At 62.1% G+C, this 21207-nt stretch carries 22 protein-coding genes; 9 read left to right on the forward strand and 13 right to left on the reverse strand.

Features of this window, described 5'->3' with window-relative positions; genetic code table 11:
* The first annotated feature begins 102 nt into the window (after positions 1-102).
* From PH551_RS04475 to PH551_RS04485, 3 genes are read left to right on the forward strand one after another with little or no spacing between them, the layout of a single operon-like run.
* A complete protein-coding gene (locus tag PH551_RS04475; RefSeq protein ID WP_285192012.1) occupies positions 103-1047 on the forward strand; it encodes an ABC transporter permease in 945 nt (314 codons plus the stop codon).
* A gap of 3 nt (positions 1048-1050) precedes the next feature.
* A complete protein-coding gene (locus PH551_RS04480) occupies positions 1051-1914 on the forward strand; it encodes an ABC transporter permease (protein ID WP_285192013.1) in 864 nt (287 codons plus the stop codon).
* Positions 1914-3305 carry an amidase gene (locus PH551_RS04485; protein ID WP_285192015.1) on the forward strand — a complete coding sequence of 464 codons (1392 nt, stop codon included), beginning with the start codon at positions 1914-1916 and terminating at the stop codon, positions 3303-3305. Before PH551_RS04480 ends, PH551_RS04485 begins: the two co-directional genes overlap by 1 nt.
* Here PH551_RS04485 and PH551_RS04490 read toward each other — a convergent pair.
* The 3 genes from PH551_RS04490 to PH551_RS04500 all read right to left on the reverse strand — a co-directional run bounded on the left by PH551_RS04490 (position 3302) and on the right by PH551_RS04500 (position 6098).
* Complete coding sequence (locus PH551_RS04490) at positions 3302-4159, reverse strand: C40 family peptidase (RefSeq protein WP_285192016.1); 858 nt, start codon at positions 4157-4159, stop codon at positions 3302-3304. The genes PH551_RS04485 and PH551_RS04490 overlap by 4 nt on opposite strands.
* A gap of 24 nt (positions 4160-4183) precedes the next feature.
* Positions 4184-4534 carry a MarR family transcriptional regulator gene (locus PH551_RS04495; RefSeq protein ID WP_011423607.1) on the reverse strand — a complete coding sequence of 117 codons (351 nt, stop codon included), beginning with the start codon at positions 4532-4534 and terminating at the stop codon, positions 4184-4186.
* 172 nt (positions 4535-4706) lie between these two features.
* Positions 4707-6098, reverse strand: a complete 1392-nt coding sequence (locus tag PH551_RS04500; RefSeq protein ID WP_285192017.1) for a leucyl aminopeptidase family protein — start codon at positions 6096-6098, stop codon at positions 4707-4709.
* Positions 6099-6240: 142 nt separating this feature from the next.
* On the opposite strand from PH551_RS04500, the gene PH551_RS04505 reads away from it, so the two are divergent.
* Positions 6241-7080, forward strand: coding sequence for a tetratricopeptide repeat protein (locus tag PH551_RS04505; RefSeq protein ID WP_285192018.1), 840 nt, complete (start codon positions 6241-6243; stop codon positions 7078-7080).
* A gap of 41 nt (positions 7081-7121) precedes the next feature.
* Here the strand turns inward: PH551_RS04505 and PH551_RS04510 are convergent, their stop codons facing one another.
* The 10 genes from PH551_RS04510 to PH551_RS04555 form a co-directional block, all read right to left on the reverse strand.
* A complete protein-coding gene (locus tag PH551_RS04510; protein WP_285192019.1) occupies positions 7122-7754 on the reverse strand; it encodes a LysE family translocator in 633 nt (210 codons plus the stop codon).
* A 127-nt stretch (positions 7755-7881) separates the two neighbouring features.
* The gene (locus PH551_RS04515) at positions 7882-8868 is read right to left on the reverse strand and encodes a type II secretion system F family protein (RefSeq protein WP_285192020.1); all 987 of its coding nucleotides are present in this window, start codon (positions 8866-8868) and stop codon (positions 7882-7884) included.
* Positions 8869-8882: 14 nt separating this feature from the next.
* The gene (locus PH551_RS04520) at positions 8883-9890 is read right to left on the reverse strand and encodes a type II secretion system F family protein (RefSeq protein ID WP_285192021.1); all 1008 of its coding nucleotides are present in this window, start codon (positions 9888-9890) and stop codon (positions 8883-8885) included.
* A 4-nt stretch (positions 9891-9894) separates the two neighbouring features.
* Entirely contained in the window at positions 9895-11373 is a 1479-nt protein-coding gene (locus PH551_RS04525) for a TadA family conjugal transfer-associated ATPase (RefSeq protein WP_285192022.1), read from the reverse strand.
* 30 nt (positions 11374-11403) lie between these two features.
* A complete protein-coding gene (locus PH551_RS04530; protein WP_285192023.1) occupies positions 11404-12681 on the reverse strand; it encodes a CpaE/TadZ family protein in 1278 nt (425 codons plus the stop codon).
* Between the two features lie 14 nt (positions 12682-12695).
* On the reverse strand, positions 12696-13448 hold the full coding sequence (locus tag PH551_RS04535) for a CpaD family pilus assembly protein (RefSeq protein WP_285192024.1): 753 nt from the start codon (positions 13446-13448) through the stop codon (positions 12696-12698).
* Entirely contained in the window at positions 13445-14941 is a 1497-nt protein-coding gene (locus PH551_RS04540) for a type II and III secretion system protein family protein (protein WP_285192025.1), read from the reverse strand. Before PH551_RS04540 ends, PH551_RS04535 begins: the two co-directional genes overlap by 4 nt.
* Positions 14942-14952: 11 nt before the next feature.
* A complete protein-coding gene (gene cpaB, locus PH551_RS04545) occupies positions 14953-15768 on the reverse strand; it encodes a Flp pilus assembly protein CpaB (RefSeq protein WP_285192026.1) in 816 nt (271 codons plus the stop codon).
* A gap of 110 nt (positions 15769-15878) precedes the next feature.
* Positions 15879-16391, reverse strand: a complete 513-nt coding sequence (locus PH551_RS04550) for an A24 family peptidase (protein WP_285192027.1) — start codon at positions 16389-16391, stop codon at positions 15879-15881.
* 122 nt (positions 16392-16513) lie between these two features.
* Positions 16514-16702 carry a Flp family type IVb pilin gene (locus PH551_RS04555; protein WP_088390615.1) on the reverse strand — a complete coding sequence of 63 codons (189 nt, stop codon included), beginning with the start codon at positions 16700-16702 and terminating at the stop codon, positions 16514-16516.
* A gap of 378 nt (positions 16703-17080) precedes the next feature.
* Here PH551_RS04555 and PH551_RS04560 point away from each other — a divergent pair, with 378 nt between their 5' ends.
* The 5 genes from PH551_RS04560 (at position 17081) to PH551_RS04580 (ending at position 21110) form a co-directional block, all read left to right on the forward strand.
* Entirely contained in the window at positions 17081-17491 is a 411-nt protein-coding gene (locus PH551_RS04560) for a pilus assembly protein N-terminal domain-containing protein (RefSeq protein WP_020920118.1), read from the forward strand.
* A 113-nt stretch (positions 17492-17604) separates the two neighbouring features.
* Entirely contained in the window at positions 17605-18240 is a 636-nt protein-coding gene (locus PH551_RS04565; RefSeq protein ID WP_285192028.1) for a TadE/TadG family type IV pilus assembly protein, read from the forward strand.
* Positions 18240-18821 carry a TadE/TadG family type IV pilus assembly protein gene (locus PH551_RS04570; protein ID WP_097600395.1) on the forward strand — a complete coding sequence of 194 codons (582 nt, stop codon included), beginning with the start codon at positions 18240-18242 and terminating at the stop codon, positions 18819-18821. Before PH551_RS04565 ends, PH551_RS04570 begins: the two co-directional genes overlap by 1 nt.
* 103 nt (positions 18822-18924) lie before the next feature.
* On the forward strand, positions 18925-20145 hold the full coding sequence (locus PH551_RS04575) for a phosphopentomutase (RefSeq protein ID WP_285192029.1): 1221 nt from the start codon (positions 18925-18927) through the stop codon (positions 20143-20145).
* Complete coding sequence (locus PH551_RS04580) at positions 20142-21110, forward strand: adenosine deaminase (protein ID WP_285192030.1); 969 nt, start codon at positions 20142-20144, stop codon at positions 21108-21110. The genes PH551_RS04575 and PH551_RS04580 overlap by 4 nt, the downstream gene beginning before the upstream one ends.
* Positions 21111-21207: the final 97 nt, after the last annotated feature.

A 21207-nucleotide genomic window follows, 5' to 3' on the forward strand; every position in this document is an offset into this window, starting at 1 on the left:
TGAGGTTGGCGTTCTCGCCAAACTCGCCGCCGGCGCGTCGGGTGCTCCGAGTGAGGGCAAAAGGGGCGTGCCGCGTCCCGCCGCAGCCGTTCTCGACCCCATATGATCACCCGCCTCGCCCGCCGCTTCGCCGGCCTGTTCATCACACTTCTCATCGTCTCGCTGCTGATCTTCGCCCTCATGGATCTTCTGCCCGGCGACCCCGCCTCGATCATGCTCGGCACCTCGGCAAGCCCGGAGACGCTGGCGGCGTTGCGTGACGAGCTCGGCCTCGACCAGCCGCTCATCCTGCGTTACGGCCAATGGCTCGCCGGCGTGCTGTCGGGCAATCTCGGCCAATCCTACACCTACGGCGTCCCGGTCGCCGGATTGATCGTCGAGCGGCTGGCGGTGACGCTGCCGCTGGCGCTGATGGCAATCGTGCTGTCGGTGGCGATTGCCCTGCCGCTCGGCGCACTGGCCGCTTCGCGCCGCGGCGTCTTCGCCATCATCGCAACGCTCTTTTCGCAGATCAGCATCGCCGTGCCCGCCTTCTGGGTGGCGCTGCTCATGATCATCCTGTTTTCGACGCTGCTCGGACTGATGCCGGCGGGCGGCTTTCCTGGCTGGCACGAGGGGTTTCTGCCGGCATTGCAGGCGCTCGTCATGCCGACCGTCGCGCTGGCGATGCCGCAGGCGGGGGTGTTGACGCGCGTCGCACGTTCGGCGGTGCTCGAGGCGATGCATGAGGATTTTGCCCGCACCGCGGTGGCCAAGGGGCTGTCGAGCAGTGCGGTGCTTTGGCGGCATATCGTGCCGAATGCGCTGATCCCGATTCTGACGATGATCGGGTTGCAATTCACCTTTCTGGTCGCCGGCGCGGTACTGGTGGAAAACGTCTTCAACCTGCCGGGGCTCGGGCGGCTTGCGCTTCAGGCACTCTCCCAGCGCGACGTCATCGTCATGCAGGATGTCGTGCTGTTCTTCGCAGGCTTGGTCATCGTGGTGAATTTCGTCGTCGATCTCTCCTATCTGGCGATCGACCCCAGGATGAGAAAGGCGGTCTGAAAGATGGCCCAGATCGTATCCCCCGCCATCGCCTGCCGCCGAAGAACTGCCAGACTTAGCCGGCGAATGAACCTCATCGCGGGCACTGTCATCATTGGCTTGCTGGTCGCCGTTGCGCTGCTATCGCTCGTCTGGACGCCGCTGCCGCCGGCGAAGATGCAGATCATCCATAAACTGCAGCCGCCGCTTGCTTTCGGCTTGCTCGGCACGGATCAGTTCGGCCGCGACGTGGCATCGATGCTGATGGCCGGATGCTGGAACTCCCTGTCGATCGCCATCACTGCGGTTGCGATCGGCGGGACGCTCGGCTCGATATCAGGCATTTCCGCAGCGGCTATCCGCGGTCCAGCCGAAGCGCTGCTGATGCGCATCTGCGACGTCATCTTCGCCTTGCCGCCGATCCTGTCGGCCATGGTGCTCGGCGCCTTTCTCGGGCCGGGGCGGTTCACCGCAATCACGGCGATCGCCGTTTTCATGATTCCGGTCTTTGCACGGGTGACGCTGGCAACCTCGCTGCAGGCCTGGAGCCGCGATTATGTGACGGCGGCACGCGCGATCGGCAATACGCGCCTGACCATTTCGCTGCGCCATGTGCTGCCGAACATCATCAGCCAGATCATCGTGCATGGGACAATCCAGCTCGGACTGGCGATCCTGACCGAGGCCGGCCTCAGCTTTCTCGGGCTCGGCATGGCGCCGCCGGCGCCGACATGGGGCCGAATGCTTGCGGATGCGCAAACCTATCTGGCATTGGCCCCCTGGCTGGCAGTCCTGCCCGGCCTTGCCATCGCGCTCACCGTGCTCGGCTTCAACATGCTCGGCGACGGCTTGCGCGATCTTCTCGATCCACGCGAGGCGAGCCGCTGATGGCCGAAACCGACCTTACCATCCGTGAACTCAGGCTACGCTTCGCCGATAAGAGCCTCTCGCCGCTCGAATACTGGCTTTCCCTCGAAGACCATATCGCCGCCTGGGAGCCGTCGATCTCAGCACTCTACCTCTACGACCCGGAGGCGGCGCGCGTGCAGGCGAAAGCTTCGACGGAGCGCTGGGCGAAGGGACGAACGCTCGGCACGCTCGACGGCATCCCGGCAACGCTGAAAGAACTGATCGCGACGAAGGGCCAGCCGGTGCCCCTCGGCACCAAGGCGATGGAACTGAAGCCGGCGGAGGCCGACGCGCCGGCTGCCGCGCGGTTGCGCGAGGATGGCGCGGTGATCTTCGCCAAAACCACCTGCCCGGATTACGGCATGCTCTCCTCCGGCCTGTCGAGCTTCCACCCTCTCAGTCGCAATCCCTGGGACGTGACGCAGAATCCCGGCGGATCGAGCGCCGGCGCCGCGGCCGCGGCGGCGGCCGGTTACGGGCCGCTGCACATCGGCACGGATATCGGCGGTTCGGTGCGGCTTCCTGCCGGTTGGACCGGCATCTTCGGCTTCAAGCCGAGCCACGGGCGCATTCCGGCCGATCCCTATTATGTCGGGCGCTGTCTCGGCCCGATGACGCGCACTGTCGAGGACGCCGCCTTTTCCATGGCGACATTGTCACGGCCCGACTGGCGCGACGGGACCAGCCTGCCGCCCAATGATTTCGACTGGATGGATTTCGTTGTCGACATGTCAGGCATGAAAATCGGCCTGATGCTCGATGCCGGCTGCGGGTTTGCTGTCGATGATGAGATCAGGGTCGCGGTCGAATCGGCAGCGAAACGTTTCGAGAAAGGCGGCGCGACCATTATCTCCGTTCAACCGGTGCTAACGCGCGCGATGCTTGACGGGCTCGACATGTTCTGGCGCGCCCGCCTGTGGAGCGATATCGCAGGGCTCAACGAAGAGCGGCGCGATAGCATCCTGCCCTATATCAGAGATTGGGCGAAGGCCGGCGCCGATATCAGCGGCGTCGATGCAGTCAGAGGCTTCAATCAGACGATCGAAATGCGCAGGAGTTGCGGACGGCTGTTCACCACGGTCGACGCCCTGCTTTCGCCGACCAACCCCGTCATCTCCTATCCGGCCGAGTGGGCATCGCCGACCAATGATCCGACGAGACCGTTCGAACATATCGCCTTCACCGTACCGTGGAACATGTCGGAGCAGCCGGCCGCGTCGATCAATTGCGGCTTCTCCCGGTCGGGCATGCCGATCGGGCTGCAGATCGTCGGACCGCGTTTCGACGACATGCGGGTGCTGAGACTGTCGAAAGCTTTCGAGGATTGGACCGGCGGCGTGAGCATCTGGCCGCAGCGGCCGATCACTTAGCCAAACGGGCGGCGATAGCCCGTCGGCCGTTGGTACAGCGAGCCGATGCGCTCGACGGCCGCCTCGAAATTCTCACGCGCCACCGTCATGCTATGGCCGTTGGCGTGGAGAATGGTTTGGGGATCTTCGAATATCGCGACATGTCCTTTCCAGAACACCAGGTCGCCGCGGCGGATCTCCGAGCGGTCGATCGGTTCGCCGAGTCCGGCCGCCTGCATGTCGGTGTCACGCGGCGCCAGTCTGCCCACCATCAGCATCGCCAGCTGGATGAGGCCGGAGCAATCGATGCCAAGGCCGGATCGGCCGCCCCAGAGATAGGGCGTCTCGAGGAAACGGGCGGCGATCGCGACATAATCGGCACCGTCGAGAGCGCCGATCGGCTGCACGTGCCTGGCGAAGATTGCCGTGCCGCCCGGCAGCACGACGTAGCGGTTGCCGCGCACTTCTGCCTCGCCGGTGATGTGAACGCGGCTTCCCATTGACAGAATGGCCTGGTGCGGCTTGCGCAGCTCCGGCTCCGGATAGAGGAAGGTGCGCTGGACGGTGACGATGTGGGTTGGCGCCGGCCCGGTTTGCGAGAGCGCCTCTGCCTGGAGATAACCGACATAGCCGTCGGAGGCAGCTTTTACCCAGCACCAACCGTCGGCGCGATCGAAAACGGTCACCTCCTCGCCAAGGAGCAGTTCCGTATCGATGCCGCGGGCAAGTTCCGGCTCTGGGCGCAGGGCAACGACGGGAACGGCAACACGCGCTGCGGCGCCTTCCACGAAGCGCGATGCCTCCACCTTGCCCTTGAGCCCCGCTTCCGCGAGATCCGGCCGATAGGCATGCAGGCGGCGGTCGAGCATCATCATTTATGTCCCTTTCAGATCGCCCTTTTAGATCGGTAGCCGCCGGCCCTGATCCCGGACGAGATCACCGAGCTTTTCCAGGTAAAGCGCACCGCCGACGGTACGTTTGATGATCACATTACGACGGTCGGCATCGTCGCGCACGCGATCAACCAGGCCCATCTCACCCATCGTATCCAAGGCGCGGGTAATGACCGGCTTGGTGACGTTGAGCGTGGCGGCAAGCCCGCGCACCGTGTGGGGCGGCGGCACGAGGTAAATATGCAGGAGGATCGCCATCTGGCGCAATGTCAAATCGCGGTCGTCATGACGAACCTGGTCGAGCGCCACGCCATGCCAGAGCCCCAGCGCCTGCGAGGCGGTCAGTTCGATCGGCACGGCCCCTCCGGAAATCGTTACGCTAGCGTTTCATTTTCCGGCAGTTGCCGTGGACATGCAAGTGGTGGCGGGAACTGCCGTCCGGCAGGGTGAATAAAATTTTAACGATCGGCCGCCAGGCGCAGTGCGCAACAGAGTCGTGCAAATGCGCCTTAGCATTATCCAGGAGGCGTCAGCGCAGACTGGTGCGGATATGCCGAAAGAGCGCGCGGATCGCCTGTGCCTCGCCGCCGCCTGGCGAATGTGGCCGTTCGGACGGAGCCCAACCGTAAATATCGAAATGCGCCCAGCTCTTGGTCTTGCTGACGAAGCGCTTGAGGAAAAGCGCGGCGGTGATCGACCCCGCCATGCCGCCGGCCGGGGCATTGGTCAGGTCGGCGAATTTGGCGCGGACATCTTTTTCGTAGCCGGCATAGAGCGGCAGGCGCCAGATCGGATCATCCGTCTCCAGGCTTGCTTCGGTCAGGTCATGGGCCAGATTGGCATCGTCGGTGAAGAAGGGCGGAAGATCCGGACCGAGGGCAACGCGGGCAGCCCCTGTCAGCGTCGCCATGTCGATCAAAAGTTCGGGCTCTTCCTCGTCGGCATAGGCAAGCGCATCGGCTAGGATCAACCGGCCTTCGGCGTCGGTATTGTCGATCTGGACGGTCAGGCCCTTTCGGCTGCGGTAAATGTCACCTGGGCGGAAGGCATTGGAGGAGATGGCGTTTTCGACGACCGGTACGATGACGCGCAGATCGACCTTCAGCTTGGCGTCCATGATCATCAGGGCGAGCCCCATGACATTTGCCGCGCCGCCCATATCCTTCTTCATCAGCAGCATCGAGGCGGCAGGCTTGATATCCAGACCACCGGTATCGAAGCAGACGCCCTTGCCGACGAGCGTCACCTTGCGATGGCCCTTCTTGCCCCAGCGCAGCTCAAGAAGACGCGGCGCGTCAGCGCTGGCGCGGCCGACGGTGTGGACGAGCGGGAAATTCTGCTCGAGCAGTTCATCGCCCGTGATGACCGACAGTTCCGCTTTGTAATGTGCAGCCAGGGCGCGGAAAGCGGCCTCGAGCTGATCCGGCCCCATATCGTTTGTCGGCGTATTGATGAGGTCGCGGGCAAGAAAGACGCCGGCGAGCTGGCGCTTGATGTCGGCGCCGTCCGCATCTCGGGGGATCATCAAGGTCGCTGCCGGCGACTTTTCCGATTTGTAGCGATCGAAACGGTAGCTGCCGAGCCCGAAGCCGAGGGCGAGGCGATTTGCCGTCAGCGGCGCGGTCTCGATGTGCCAGTCGCCGGCGGGCAACGCACGGGCCAGCCTGCCGGTGATGTAGGGCTGTTCCGACGGGTTGGTGCCGAGGCCGAAAAGCGCGCCGCCGAGATGGCCGTCGGCCGTCGGGATCAGCAAGAGCGAGCCGCTTTCGGCCTTGTAGCCTGCCTTACGCGCCCAATCGAGCGCAATCGGATCGATCGTGCCGGTCTCGATATGGGCAGGGGTGACGGCAAAGATCGGCAGCGTCGAGCCGCCCTTCGTGTTGAAGGGAGTCGGTCTTTCGATGAACTGATAGGGGGCCATGATTGTCCTTCGGCGGTCGTCAGGAATCGCTCCTTAACGGTCTGTTAGGGTTAACAGACTATTGCTGGAGCGAAGATTGCGTCAAACCTTTCCCTGTTTCCGCTTCGAGGTCAGGCGCCGATTTCGGAATCAGGAACGCAACATGCCTACCTCCCGCATCACCATATCCATCAACGACATTCTGCGCGGCGCAGCAGCATCGCTGATCATCCTCGCGCTTGCCGGCTGCTCGACGACGGCCAAGGACCGGATGACGACAGGCTCGGTGCCGAAGCTTACCAAGCCGGTCGAAGAGATGGATGCGACCGAGCTGCGCTCGGCGACGGACCGGATCGGCCAGGCCTATGAAAAGAACCCGCGCGATCCCGTCAATGGCGTCAACTATGCCAACCTGCTGCGCATGAGCGGCCGCGACGCGCAGGCGCTCGCCGTCATGCAGCAGGTGGCGATCGCCAATCCGGGGGACCGCAATGTGCTGGCCGCCTACGGCAAGGCGCAGGCGGCGGCCGGGCAGTTCCAGCAGGCGCTCGACACGATCGGCCGCGCCCAGACACCCGATCGTCCCGACTGGAGGCTGATCTCGGCCGAAGGCGCAATCCTCGACCAGATGGGCCGGGCGAGCGAGGCCCGGCAGCGCTACCGCGACGCGCTCGACATTCAGCCGAACGAACCTTCCATCCTTTCCAACCTCGGCATGTCCTATGTGCTGACCGGCGATCTGCGCACGGCCGAAACCTATCTGCGCTCCGCCGCCGGGCAGCCGACCGCCGACAGCCGCGTCCGGCAGAATCTTGCCCTCGTCGTCGGCCTGCAAGGGCGTTTTGCAGAAGCCGAACAGATCGCGCGGCGGGAGCTTTCGCCGCAGCAGGCCGATGCCAACGTGGCCTATCTCAAGGGTATGCTCTCGCAGCAGAATTCCTGGCAGAAGCTCGCTGCCAAGGACAAGGCGCCGGCCGCCGCCGGTGACAGCAACACCAACTGACCTCGTCATTTTGCCGGAGGACCAGCCCTTCTCCGCCCGAGTTACCTGACGCTGAGGCCCGAAAAAATGAGCCGCAGACCAAGACCGCCCATCACCGCACTGGCGGCCCGGTCGATCCAGCCCTTGGCATGGAGATAGAGCCGCCGCGGGTGGCGGGCCGAAAAGGCGAGCGCCACGATCGAATACCACCCCGCCTCCACCGCGAAGACGCCGACCGGCAGCGCGACGAGAAGATCGAGCGGCACCGTCCGCGGCAGAAGCGCCGCAAAAAGGCTGGCGTAGACGATGATGGTCTTCGGGTTGCTGAGCTGCGTCAGCAATGCGGTCATGAAGCTGCGCACGGGCGCACGATGGCCATTGACGGCATCGGAAAGCTCGATCGGCTTTGCGGCGCCTCGCCAGCTATTGACGGCGATGTAGAGGAGATAAGCCCCGCCCGCCACCTTGAGCAGCACATAGAGCCATTCGAATTGCGACAGCAATGCCGTCAGACCGGCGAGCGCCAGACCGGCGAAAACAACGCCGCCGGCGCCCATGCCGAATGCGGCCGCAAGTCCATCCAGCCGCGAACGGGAGATGGCGATCCTGGAGACGACGACGAAGCTCGGGCCGGGGCTCATCGCGCCGACGGCCAAGGCCGCCATGATGCTGATGAAAATGCCTGCGGAAGACATCGGAACCTCTCCTTCGGAATCGGATAGCGCTGGGGAAAACGGCGGTCACTTCCGTGCTGCCGACCGCCCCATCCCGTTTACCAGCTATGCCAGCGCCGGTCACGCGGGTCGAAGTGGCCCCTGCGGTTCAGAACCTGTCCGCCACCTGGATGCCGGCCGGGCCGAGGATAACCGCGATCAGCACCGGCAGGAAGAACAGGATCATCGGCACCGTCAGTTTCGGCGGCAGGGCGGCCGCCTTCTTTTCCGCCTCGTTCATCCGCTCGTCACGTCCTTCCTGGGCCAGAACGCGCAGGGCCTGCGCAACCGGCGTGCCGTAGCGGTCCGCCTGGATCAGCGCCTGGGTCACCGAGCGCACCAGCTCGAGCTGCGTGCGCGCGGCGAGATTATCGAGCGCCACGCGGCGATCCGGCAGGAAGGAGAGTTCGGCGGTGGTCAACACCATCTCTTCGGCAAGCGGCGGCGACTGCTCGCCGAGCTCCTCCGACACGCGACGCATCGCCGCCTCCATCGAGATGCCGGATTCGACGCAGATCAGCATCAGGTCCAGCGCATCCGGCCAGGCGCGCTTGATCGAGTGCTGACGCTTGCTCATGCGGTTGGAGATATAGATATTCGGCGCATAAAAGCCGAGATAGCCGATGCCGATGACGGCGAGCATACGCATGGGCATGCCGCGCTCAGCAAGGCCGCCGAGACCGAAGACCCAGAAGGCGGCGAGCGCGAGGAAGAGAAATGGCAGCAGGAAGCGCGCGACGAGAAAGGTATTCAGCGCATTTTCCGAGCGAAAACCGGCGGCGCGCAGCTTGTTGACCGTGTTTTCGTCGACAAGCGCCTTGCGCAGGTTGAAGCGTTCGACGATCTGGCGGACCGAGCGATTGTTCTGATTCCTGAGCGAAGCCTTGCCGGCGCCCGGTTCCGTGTTCATGCGGGCGCGTTCGCGGGCGCGGATCTGCTCGCGCTCGGTCGAGACAGCTTTCATGCGCTTGCTGAGATCGCCGCGCTCGAAGAAGGGGATGGCGATCGTGTAGAAAGTCGCGAAGACGGCGATCGCGACGAAAATAGCGATCAGCATGCTCGGATTGGTCAGCGTTGCGGCAAGATCCTGCGACATGGTGCTTCTCCCCGCTAGATGTCGAAATTGACCATGTTGCGCATGACGAGGATGCCGATCGACATCCAGATCGCCGAGGCGCCCATGATGAAATGGCCGCGCGGATCGGTGAAAAGGACGATCATGTAGTTCGGCGAGGTGAGGTAAACGAGGGTCGCGACGATAAAGGGCAGAGCACCGATGATGACCGCGGACGCCTTGGCTTCCATCGACAGTGCCGAGACCTTGGCCTTCATCTTCCTGCGCTCGCGCAGCACCTTTGACAGGTTGCCGATCGCCTCGGAGAGATTGCCGCCGGCCTGCGACTGGATAGCGATGACGATCGCGAAGAAGTTGACTTCCTGGAGCGGCATCTGGAGCGTCATGCGGGCGCAGGCGTCGGGAATGCTGAGGCCAACTTGCTGGGCTTCGATCACCCGGCGGAATTCGCTCTTCACCGGCTCAGTGCCTTCGGTCGCGATAAGGCGGATCGCATCGTTGAGCGGCAATCCCGATTTGATCGAGCGGGTGATGACATCGAGCGCATTGGGGAACTCGTTGAGGAACTTGTTCTGGCGGCGCTTGATCAGGAAACCAATGACCCAACGCGGCAGGCCGAGTCCGGCCACGAAAGCGATACCGATCATGACCATCCACGACGCGCCGATGATGAAAGCCATGAACAGCAGCACCGAAGCGAAAATGGCGCTGAAGAGATAGAACTGCGTCAGCGTGATCGTCAGGCCGGCCTGCACCAGCCGCGATTTCATCGACAGCGTCTTCTTGGTCTTTTCGTTCTGGCGCTTTTCTAGATCCTTCAGGTTGTCCTGCACCGATTTGCGCCGCTTCGACATCTCCTGCACCCGGTCGCGGGCAGCCTTGACCTTGGCGCGGTCGACCTCAGCCGATTTGACACGGTTGATGCGGCTTGCCGATTTCTTGTCGGCCTCGATCCGGGAAAACAACAGGGCATAGGCGACCGCCGCAGCGGATACAGCGGCGAGGACGACGATTGCCAGGACTAGCGGATCGAATCCGAACATTACCCTATTCCTTCGATTTCGCTTCCATCGCGTCGAGGGCAGCTGCCAGGCGCTTTTCCTCGTTGAAGTAACGAGCCCGATCCCAGAAATGCGGTTTGCCGACGCCGGTCGACATGTGCCGGCCGATCAGTCGGCCGCCCGCATCCTCGCCCTCGATCTCGTAGCGCATCAGATCCTGGGTAATGATGACGTCGCCTTCCATGCCGATCACCTCGGTAATCTGTGTGATGCGACGCGAACCGTCGCGAAGGCGTGCCGCCTGGATGATGACGTCGACGGAGGTGGAGATGATCTCGCGGACCGTCTTTGCCGGCAGCGTGAAGCCGCCCATCGCGATCATCGATTCGATACGGCTCAGGCATTCGCGCGGCGTGTTGGCGTGGATCGTGCCCATCGAGCCGTCATGACCGGTGTTCATCGCCTGCAAGAGGTCGAAGACTTCAGGTCCGCGCACTTCGCCGACGATGATGCGTTCGGGACGCATTCGCAGGCAGTTCTTGACGAGATCGCGCATGGTGATCTCGCCCTCGCCTTCGATATTCGGCGGACGCGTTTCCAAACGCACGACATGCGGCTGCTGCAGCTGCAGTTCGGCCGTGTCCTCGCAGGTGATGACGCGCTCATCCCGGTCGATATAGTTGGTAAGGCAGTTCAGGAGGGTCGTTTTACCGGAGCCCGTGCCGCCCGAGATGATGACGTTGCAGCGCACGCGCCCGATGATCTGCAGCACGGTCGCGCCTTCCGGCGTGATCGCGCCGAAACGGACGAGCTGATCGAGCGTCAGCTTGTCCTTCTTGAACTTGCGGATGGTGAGCGCCGGCCCGTCGATCGACAGCGGCGGCGCGATGACGTTGACGCGCGAGCCATCGGGCAGGCGCGCGTCGCAGATCGGGCTCGATTCATCGACGCGACGGCCGACCTGGCTGACAATGCGCTGGCAGATGGACAGAAGCTGCGCATTATCGCGGAAGCGGATTTCCGATTCGATCGTCTTGCCGCCAACTTCGATGAAGGTCTGGCCGGCGCCGTTGACCATGATGTCGGCGATGTCGTCGCGCGCCAGCAAGGGCTCCAGCGGACCGTAGCCCAGAACGTCATTGCAGATATCCTCGAGCAGTTCTTCCTGCTCGGAGATCGACATCGCAAAATTCTTGATGGTGATGATGTCGTTGACGATGTCGCGGATTTCCTCGCGCGCGCTTTCGCCATCGAGCTTGGAAAGCTGCGAGAGATCGATTGTGTCGATCAGCGCGGAAAATACCTGCTGTTTGGTATCATAATATTCGTCGGTGCGAACGGGCCGCTTGCGCTGCGGCGCCTGCATCGGCGGCGGCATCACCTGCTGGCGCAAGGGTTCGCGCTGGGGTTCGACGAGGACGGCAGGAGAAGAAGCCACGGGGGCGGCGGCCGGGGCCGGCGGCGGCGGAGGAGCTATTGCGCCTCCGGCCTTTCCGAAACCTTCGTTTCCGCGTTTTCCAAACATGCCGCTTAACCCGATCTCTTCATTCTACATCTACTTCCGCTTCAGGAGGCCGAGCAGGCCGCCCTTCTTCGCCTTCTTGATGGCGACCCGGCCGGTGACGATGTGCGATATCTGCGAAAAGGTTTCGGCCGTCGGCGACTTCGGATCGACTTCCGAGATCATCCGGCCGCTGTTGGCGGCGTTGCCGAAGAGGTTGATGTCAAAGGGAATGATCGCGATCGGATCGATCTCCAGCGGCTCACAGAAATCCGACGGCGATATCTCCGGACGTTTCGGCATGCCGACCTGATTGAGGATCAGATGCGGCGGCTTGTCATTCGGCCGCATCTTGCGCAGCGCGTCCAGCATGTTTTTGGTGTTGCGCAGGTTGGCAAGGTCGGGAACCGCGGTGATGACCACCTCGTCGACACTCGCCAAAACCGTGCGCGTCCACTCCGACCACGCGTGCGGAACGTCGAGCACGGTGACGGGCGCGCTGCGCTGCAGGACATCGAGCACCGGCTGGAAAGCCTGGCCATCGAAATCATAGGCGCGGTCGAGCAGCGAGGGTGCGGCAAGCAGGGAAAGGTGTTCTGAGCATTTCGTCAGCAGGCGGTCGAGGAAGACCTCGTCGAGCCGATCGGGCGCAAAGACCGCTTCGGCGATGCCCTGTGCCGGATCCTGATCGAAGTCGATATTGGCCGTGCCATAGGGCAGATCGAGATCGGCGAGGATCGTCTCGGTGGAGAAAAGATTGGAAATACCAAAGGCGCAATTATGCGCAATGGTCGAGGCGCCGGTGCCGCCTTTCGAGCCGATGAAGGCTATGCTGCGGCCGAGCGGCTCGGCTTCCGGATCGACGAAGATCGAGGCCATTGCCGCCAGAATGTCGGGCATGGCAACCGGCTGAACCATATATTCGGAAATGCCGTTGCGGATGAGTTCGCGATAGAGCCCAATATCATTGTAGTAGCCGACGATCACGACCTTGGTCGTCGGATCGCAGACGGCGGCGAGCGGCGCAAGTTCGCCCAGCAGGCTTCCGGAATTGGCTTTGGTCTCGAGGATGATCAGGTTCGGCGTCGGAGCGCCGGCAAACATGTTGGCGGCAGCGGCAATGCCGCCGCTGGTGATGCGCATGCTCACCTTCGCCATGCGCCGATCATTGGCGCAGCGTTCCATGACATGCTGCAGGGCCTCGCTTTCGCAAAAAGCGTGAACCGAGATGCGCGGCAACGGCCGCATATTTTCCAGATCCGCCATCCGCACCGCCTCTTCGGCGTGGCGAAGTTCGCTGGGGTTCCTGATTTCGTATTCGATTGCGCTCATCGTCCCGTTCCGCCTCAGAATCCGCTATCGCTGGCATCTTCGATCGTCGTCGACGTCGTCCGGTATTCCTGGATGGCGTTGTTGCGCCGCTGTGCATCGATCGGCGTCATGCCGCGGGGCGCCACCAGGTCCTCCGGATTGGCGATCTGGGCGGCAAGGTTGTTCTGAGAGGCGCAGCCGAAGTTATAGTAGTTCTGGTTGGCGAAATCGTTGGAGATATCCTTCGGCCATTGGCCGCATTGCGTCGTGACCGCGGTCGTGCCGGTAAAGCTCAACCGGATCGGCGCCGCATCGCCGGCACCGGCAGCGGCATAGGACGTATTGATGATTTTCGAGCTTGCGATCCCTCTCGCCGCCAGCTCGGCGCGGACCTGGTTGCGCAGTTGATAGGCTGCTGCGGAATTCGGCGAACCTTCCGGCGACAGGACGTAAACCGGGCCCGAGGCGCGTGATATGTAGTTTGCAGCAAAGCCACGGATGAGGTCGCGCTGGGCGACGGTCAGGCGGCGGTCGGTCGAGGCGACGGGTATATCCACCGTCTGCTCGGCCTCGGTGACGATGATCGGATGGCGGGCGCGGTAGTCGTCAGGAATCCCGCCTGTCGTCAGCTGGTCATGCGGACCGGCGCATCCGGACAGGATCGCCACCGACATGACGGCCGCGGTAAAAAGCGCCCTGGAGTAACCGAGGCGGTGTGTCGTCGCATTGATATGGGCCATCGCCTGATCTCTGTTCTGTGCCATTGCTGCCGACCGTGCCCCGCTCATTTGTAGATGAACCCGATCGAGCCGTGGAACTGCGCGTCGGCGACGGGCGCCTCGCGGCGGCCATAGACCTTGTTCACACGGTTGAGGAAGAAAGTTGCACCGTCATTCTCAGGGCTGAAATTGTCATCCGGCCGATTGAGCTGATTGCGCGCCACCGGACGCACCAGGTAGGGTGTCGCGATGATCACAAGTTCGGTTTCCTGACGTTCGAAACCTTTCTGGCGGAACAGCGTGCCGAGAAGCGGGATCTTGGAGACGCCGGGCGTGCCGCCCATCGTCTGGGAAACATTGTCGCGGATGAGGCCGGCCAGGGCGATCGAGCCGCCCGAGGGCAGTTCCACCGAAGTCTCCGCCGAACGGCGCTGATAGGTGGCGTTGCCGCTGCCAGCCACCGGCTCGGAGACGTTGGTCTTGATCTCCAGGCTGATGCGCCCGGACGACAGCACGACCGGTTTGAAGGCAAGATTGATACCGTAGTTGAAGGGAACGACAGTGACGTTGCCGTCGTTGTCGGTCGTCGAATACAGCTGCTGGCCGCCGGAATTGAAGGTCGCCGCCTGGCCGGATATCGCCGTCAACGTAGGCTCTGCGAGCGTTCTGACGACCTTGGCCTGCTCCAGGGCGTTAAGATAAGTCGAAATGTCGTATTTGCCGATCGAGCTTTTGAAGAGCGCCGCCAGGCCGCCGCCGACGGTGGCTGTGGCGCTGTCGGCGCTCGGAGCGCCAAGCTGAGCGACCGTCATGCCGGAGGAATTGGAGACGAGGTTGTCGAAGCCGAGCTGCTTCAGCACCTCGCGGCGAACCTCGGCGATCGTCACCTTGAGGGTGACCTGGTCCTCACCCTGGATCTGCAGCAGGTTGACGACCTGCGACGTCTGGCGCCCTTCGGCGAAGAGCGCCACCGAGCTGTCGCCGCCGGTGCCGGATGCCGTCTCGGTTCTCGTCGTCGCTTCGCCGCCCTTCAGGAAGACCTGCGCCAGATCGGCCGCCTGCGTCGCGTCCTGCGGCGTGCGAACGGTGCCGGTCAGCACGATGTTGTCGGAGACGATTTCGACCTTGATGTTGGAGTCGGGAATGAAACGGCGCAGATTGGTTTCAAGGCCCGAGACATCGCGCTCGATCTCGATATCGAGGTTGACGATCTCCTGCCCGCCGGCGCCGAAGACAAAGATATTCGTCTGGCCGACCTTCTTGCCGAACAGGTAGATGCGCCGCGAAGTGCGGGTCACGGCATCGGCCATGGTCGGGTCGGAGACGAGGATATCATGGGCATCCTCCGGCAGATCGACGACGACGGCCTTGTTGAGCCCGAGCTTCAGCCGGCGATGGGCGTCGGGGCCGGTCTGCGAGATGCGGACAAGGCTTTCCGCGGCACGCGCCTCACTGACAGCAAGAAGGGGCCCGAAAGAGGCCGGCGCCATGCCGGTCGCGCCGACTGCAAGCGAAAGGCAGCCTGTCAGGAGAAGCTTGGCGCGCCGCATTGAATTACCCATTTGCACGTCTTTTACTCCGCCTTCGGCGCTGCGCCGGCATCCGTCACGATGGAGCCCGACTTGATGACCTGAATGATCGCGCTGCCGTTGTCGCCGCTCAGCAGATAGTCCGCCGCACTGGTATCCTGCTCCTGCGCATCGGCGACGGAGCGCAGAGCGAGCGAAAGCCGGTCAGCCATCTGCTGGGCAACGGCGAGAACTTTCGTCTGGTCTGGGGTCAGTTCCAGCGTTGCGGTCGTGCCGACCACGGCCTTGGAGCCGTCGTCCTTTTCCTGGATCTGCTGGTCGATGGCGAGAACGCGTACATTGCTCAGCACGGTTTCGGTGATGAGCTTGTTGGCCTCGGTGCCCTTGCGGACCATGATGACATCGACGCGATCGTTCGGCAGGATGAAACCACCGGCGCCCGTTGCTACAGATATCTCGGTCGCGACGGCGCGTTTGCCGGCCGGCAACAGCGAGGACAGGATGCGGCTGCTGGAATCGGCGACTTTTTCGGGCCGAATCGGCTCGCCTTCGAAGATCGGCAGACGCACGACGGCGCCCTGCAGGTCCTTGATAGCATCCGGCTTGTCGGCTTCGGTGATGAAGCCTTGAACGACGCCTTCTTTCGGCCAGGCCATCCAATGCACCGTGTCGTCGCCCAGTCTGGCTCCGACCGGCAGATTTTTGCTCGAAACGAGGATGTTGACGGTGGGTTCTTTTTCGATGACCGACTGCACCTGCGTGACGACGCCACCGCTGCCGGCCATGCGCATTGCCAGGAGCCCGGCTAGGCCGGCTGCCACCAAGGCGACAGCTAGAATTATAAGGCGGGCCGGTTTCATCGATCATTCCTCAAGGCACGATATGTTCGCCCTGCAGAATGCTCAGGAATTGGTATAATTATGGTTAATGCAATGCTTACATTTTAAGTTAATGGGCATTTAAAATGCCGTTACTTCAAGCTTTCCAGCGCAGCGATGAAGAGCGGCGAGGACGGGAAGGCCATGAAGCCGCCGATCGCGATGGCGATGCCGTAGGGGATCTTCTTGGCGAGCAGCAAAGAGTTGGGCACCGGCAGGCCGATCGCAAGGATGGTATTCGACTGCGCCCTCACCAGCAGGATGAGCAGGGTGATGAGCCCGCCGATAATGGCAACATCGGTCATCAGGAAAAGCAGGGACTCGTTCACGCCGAACCAGAGGGCGGTGGCGCTCAACAGCTTTGCGTCTCCACCGCCCATCACATTGAAGGCAAACAGAGCGAAGCATGCCATAAAGACGATAGCGCAGGCGGCAAGATGCATGCCGATTGCCTGCAGGCCGAGACCGGAAAGTGGTGCGAGAAAGAAGAAAGAGGCGATGAGGATCAGGGAAACACGGTTCGGGATCGTCATGGTGAACAGATCCGAAAAAGCCGCGAAAGCGAGGCAGAGCGGCAATATCACAAAGACTGCGGCTGTGATCATGCTTAAACCCGATCCTGACATGATGCGAAAAGGCTCACGGCCGTTCAGCCTGTGAGCCCGCTCGATGTATCAACCAACCAAAAGGCCGTTATTATGCGGGTGCCGTTGGGCGGCACTCGGTCTCAGCCGCCGCTCGCAGTTTCGGCATTGGTCATCTTGGTGCTCAAGCCGTTGAACGTGTTGCCGATCTTCTGGCCGAGGGTCGTCGCGCCGGCGATGAGTGCTACGGAAATGAGGGCTGCGATCAGGCCGTATTCGATTGCGGTCGCGCCGGATTCGTCCTTCAGAAAACGGCTAAAAAGCTTGGTCATGGGTACTCCTAACTCCAGTTGATGTTCAGCACGTCCGCCAACTGTTGCCGTTGATCGGATGACAGCAATCTAATGAATGGGCGTTTCCATCGGCTTAAGAAAAAGAGTTAACAGCATGTGAAAGCCGCCGGAGGCTCTTGTATGGTAAGCTTTACGCTATTCATTTCGCTCAACATTTAATGATTTTCAGAGGTTAACGAGGGGATTCATCCAGCAATAGCACAGGCGCCGTATCGAGCCGCAATGACGCCGGCCGGATCTCGTGCCAAATCAGATCATCCCGTCTCACCGCGAAACAGCGTGGTGGGTTTAAAGCTTCATTCACCATTTTTTCCCATTCTATGCGCCTGTTGCGCTGTGATCGTGAAAGAGGACCCAATGTCATCGAGCGGCAAAACCATTTTCTTTGCCGGCATGATCGCCGTTTCCGGTATTTCGGGAGTTTCCTCGGCCGCAGATGATGACATGCTGCGCGTCTATATGGATCATGCGCGCGTCTTGAAGCTCGACCGCCCCGTCAGCAAGGTCATCGTCGGCAATGCCCAGGTCGCAGACGCGACCGTGGCCGATGCCAAGACCATCGTGCTGACAGGACGCAGCTTCGGCACCACCAATCTGGTTCTTCTGGATGCCGACGGTAACGCGATCCTGGACGAGCGCATCCTTGTGTCGATAGACGAGGGCAACACGGTGCGCGTCTACCGGCAGACCGAGCGCTCCGTGCTGTCCTGCACACCCAATTGCGAGCAGCATGCGCAGCAAGCGGCCGCCGGCGCCACATCACCCTGATCGGCCCGGCTGGGATCTTCTGCCATTCGTTAAAATCGTCGTATCGGCCTGAAACGGAAAATCAACGAACGGACCCTAGTGTGGCAGGCAGAGATGTCGCTCGGGTCCAGGCAATGACGGTAGTTGATCAGAAGACGGATAGGGAGCGCGCCTTCGCGCCGTACCGTTTCTCCATGTTTCGCTCTGTCGCCCGCTCGCGCGATGGCGCAGCGGCGATCGAATTTGCCTTGCTTGCCATCCCATACTTCCTGGTGATCTTCGCGATCCTTGAAACCTTCATCGCCTTCGCCGCCGAAGAACTCGTCTCCAACGCCGTCGATACGATGAGCCGCCGGATGCGGACCGGTCAGATCACTTACAATCTCGGCCGTACGACCGATATGAGCCAGACGCAATTCCGCCAGGCGTTCTGCAACGAGATCTCGATCCTGATCAGCTGCTCGACCAGCGAAGCCGCCACGCCGAGCAAGCTTTACGTGGATGTGCAGACGTTCAGCTCCTTCTCGGCCATTCCGACGACGATCCCCAAAGTTTCCAGTGATCGATATGCCGACATCAACACCGCGGCCTTCAAATATACGCCTGGCGGTGCCGGCACAATCAACATGCTGCGCGCCTACTATCGATGGGAAATCATCACGGATCTGGTCCGGCCCTATATCACGACGATCCGTCCGTCCGACGGTTCGATGCCGACGCAATATCTGATTATCGCCACCTCGGTCTTCCAGAACGAGCAGTATCCATAATGGCGTTGCGCAACCCGTTCTCCAGACTGGTACAGCAGGCGCGTCGGCTGGCGCGAGAGCGCAAGGGCGCCGGAGCGATCGAATTCGCAATCCTCTTTCCCGTGCTCATCATGCTCTACATCGGCGCTTTCGAGATCACGATCGGCCTCAGCGTCAGCAAGCGCGCGACACGAGCCGCTGGTGCGATCGCCGACCTCGTCACCCAGCAGCAATCCGTCACGAAGAGCGCGCTTGCGCAAATGCCATCGGTGGCAACCGGGATGTTCGTACCTTACAACACGACATCGCTGACACTGAAAATCACCGGAATTTCAATCGACGCCAGTGCCAATGCGAAAGTGCTCTGGTCCTGGGCCCAGGATGGCACGACGCCTTATGCCAAGAATGTGACGGTGAGCGACGTGCCGGCCGACATGAAGACGGCAAATAGCTTCCTCGTTCGGACCGAACTCAGCATCCCCTATAGGATGTTCCTTTTCGCGCCGAACTTCATGCCGGATGGGATGCGCACGATCACCATCAGCCGCAGTTTCTTCTACCGCCAGCGGCAAGGCGACTCGATACCCTGCGGCGACTGCTGACCCCTTCCCCATCTCGAATTTGCCAAGCCAGACGCGGCGCTATATGCGTGGGCTTCAGCCTCCGACGGTCCGGAGGCCGGCGATCGGTCCTTTCGGGGGTAAAATGGCGCGCGCCTTTCTTTTCGTTCTCGATTCCTTCGGCGTCGGTGGGGCGCCTGATGCGGCAGCCTATGGCGACGAGGGCGCCGACACACTCGGCCATATCGCCGAATTCTGCGCGGCCGGTGCCGGAGACCGCGCCGGGCTGCGCAGCGGGCCGCTTTCCCTGCCGAACATGTCGGAACTCGGGCTTCTGCACATCGCCCGGGCGGCCTCCGGCCAATTTCCGGCCGGCATGCCCCTGCCGGAAAAGGTCTACGGCATTTATGGCGCGGCCAGCGAAATCTCCCGCGGCAAGGACACGCCATCGGGCCATTGGGAGATCGCGGGGACACCTGTCAGTTTCGATTGGGGATATTTTCCGACGGAAGGCGATGCCTTTCCCCCGGAGCTGATCGAGGCATTATGCCGGGAGGGCGACATTCCCGGCATTCTCGGTAATTGCCACGCCTCGGGAACGGAAATCATCTCCAGGCTCGGCGAAGAACATATCCGCACCGGCAAGCCGATCTGCTATACGTCCTCGGATTCGGTCTTTCAGGTCGCGGCGCACGAAGCGCATTTCGGCCTGGACCGGCTGCTTGCCTTCTGCCGCACGGCTCGCGCCCTTCTTGATTCCTACAATATCGGCCGCGTCATCGCCCGGCCCTTCATCGGCCAATCCGCCTCCACCTTCCAGCGCACCGGAAACCGGCGCGACTTTTCCGTTCTGCCGCCGGAGCCGACGCTGCTCGACCGGCTGGTCGAGCACAACAGGCACGTACATGCCGTGGGAAAGATCGGCGACATCTTCGCCCATCAAGGCATTTCCAGGGTCATTAAGGCCACCGGCAACGAGGCGCTGATGGATGCGTCGCTCTCGGCAATCGACGCGGCCGAGGACGGCGATCTCGTCTTCACCAATTTTGTCGATTTCGACATGATCTACGGCCATCGTCGCGACGTGCCCGGTTATGCGGCAGCGCTCGAAGCCTTCGATGCTCGTCTGCCTGAGGTCCACAAAAAGTTGAAACCCGGCGACCTAGTCGTGCTGACCGCCGACCATGGCTGCGACCCCACCTGGCGCGGCACGGATCATACGCGCGAGCGCGTGCCGATCATTGCCTACGGCCCCGGCATGCGGTCGCGTTCCATCGGCGTTCGTCGTACCTATGCCGATATCGGCGAAAGCATTGCGCGCCACCTCGGCATCCCCGGCGGAGCGCATGGAAGGAGTTTTCTGTGACATCGCATTTGAAGAAGGTCGAGCTGCACTGCCATCTGGAGGGTGCGGCACCTCCTGTGTTGACAGAGGCGCAGGCGCGGAAATACGGCGTCGACATCAGCGGCGAGCTTCGCGACGGCGCCTATGTCTGGCACGATTTCGCAAGTTTTCTCGAGTGTTACGACAAGGTTTCCGAGGTCTACAGGACGGAGGAGGATTATGCGCTTCTGACGGAAACCTATCTCGACGAACTTGCAGGCATCAATACCATCTACAGCGAACTCATCGTGTCGCCCGACCACGGCAAGCGCATCGGGCTCGGCGCAGACGCCTATATATCAGGCGTCTGTGAAGGCATCCGGCGGGCCAAGGCCAAAAGCGGCATCGAGGCTCGGCTGATCGTCACCGGGGAACGGCACTTCGGTCCCGAAAGCGTGATCGGTGCGGCGGAATATGCGGCAAAAGCTGGCAACCCTTTGATATCAGGCTTCAATCTCGCCGGCGAGGAGCGCATGGGCCGTGTGGCCGATTATATCAGAGCTTTCGACATCGCCCGCGATGCCGGCCTGGGATTGACCATCCATGCCGGCGAAGTCTGCGGCGCCTTCAGCGTTGCCGACGCGCTCGATGCCGTGCGGCCCGCGCGCATCGGCCATGGCGTGCGCGCCATAGAGGATACCGATCTGGTGAAGCGGCTTGCCGATCTCGGTACCGTGCTTGAAGTCTGCCCGGGGTCCAACATCGCACTCAGGGTCTTTCCCGACTTCACTTCGCATCCGCTGCGGCGCTTGAAGGAAGCGGGTGTGCGGGTGACGATCAGCTCCGACGACCCGCCGTTTTTCCATACATCGCTGAAGCGGGAATACGAGCTTGCCGCTGAAGCCTTCGGCTTCGACGATACGGAGATCGACGCCATGACTCGCACGGCGATCGAAGCGGCCTTCGTCGACGAGGAGACGCGCAAGGTCCTGCTTGCCCGCCTTTAAGGCGAGAGGCTGGGGAAGACCGACGCAAATTCGGCTCCACTCTTGCGGTCGAGCCGATTTCCGTGAAAGAAACATTCGATAGAAAGAATGAAAGGCT

Source organism: Rhizobium atlanticum (genome assembly GCF_030182485.1).
GTDB lineage: Bacteria > Pseudomonadota > Alphaproteobacteria > Rhizobiales > Rhizobiaceae > Rhizobium.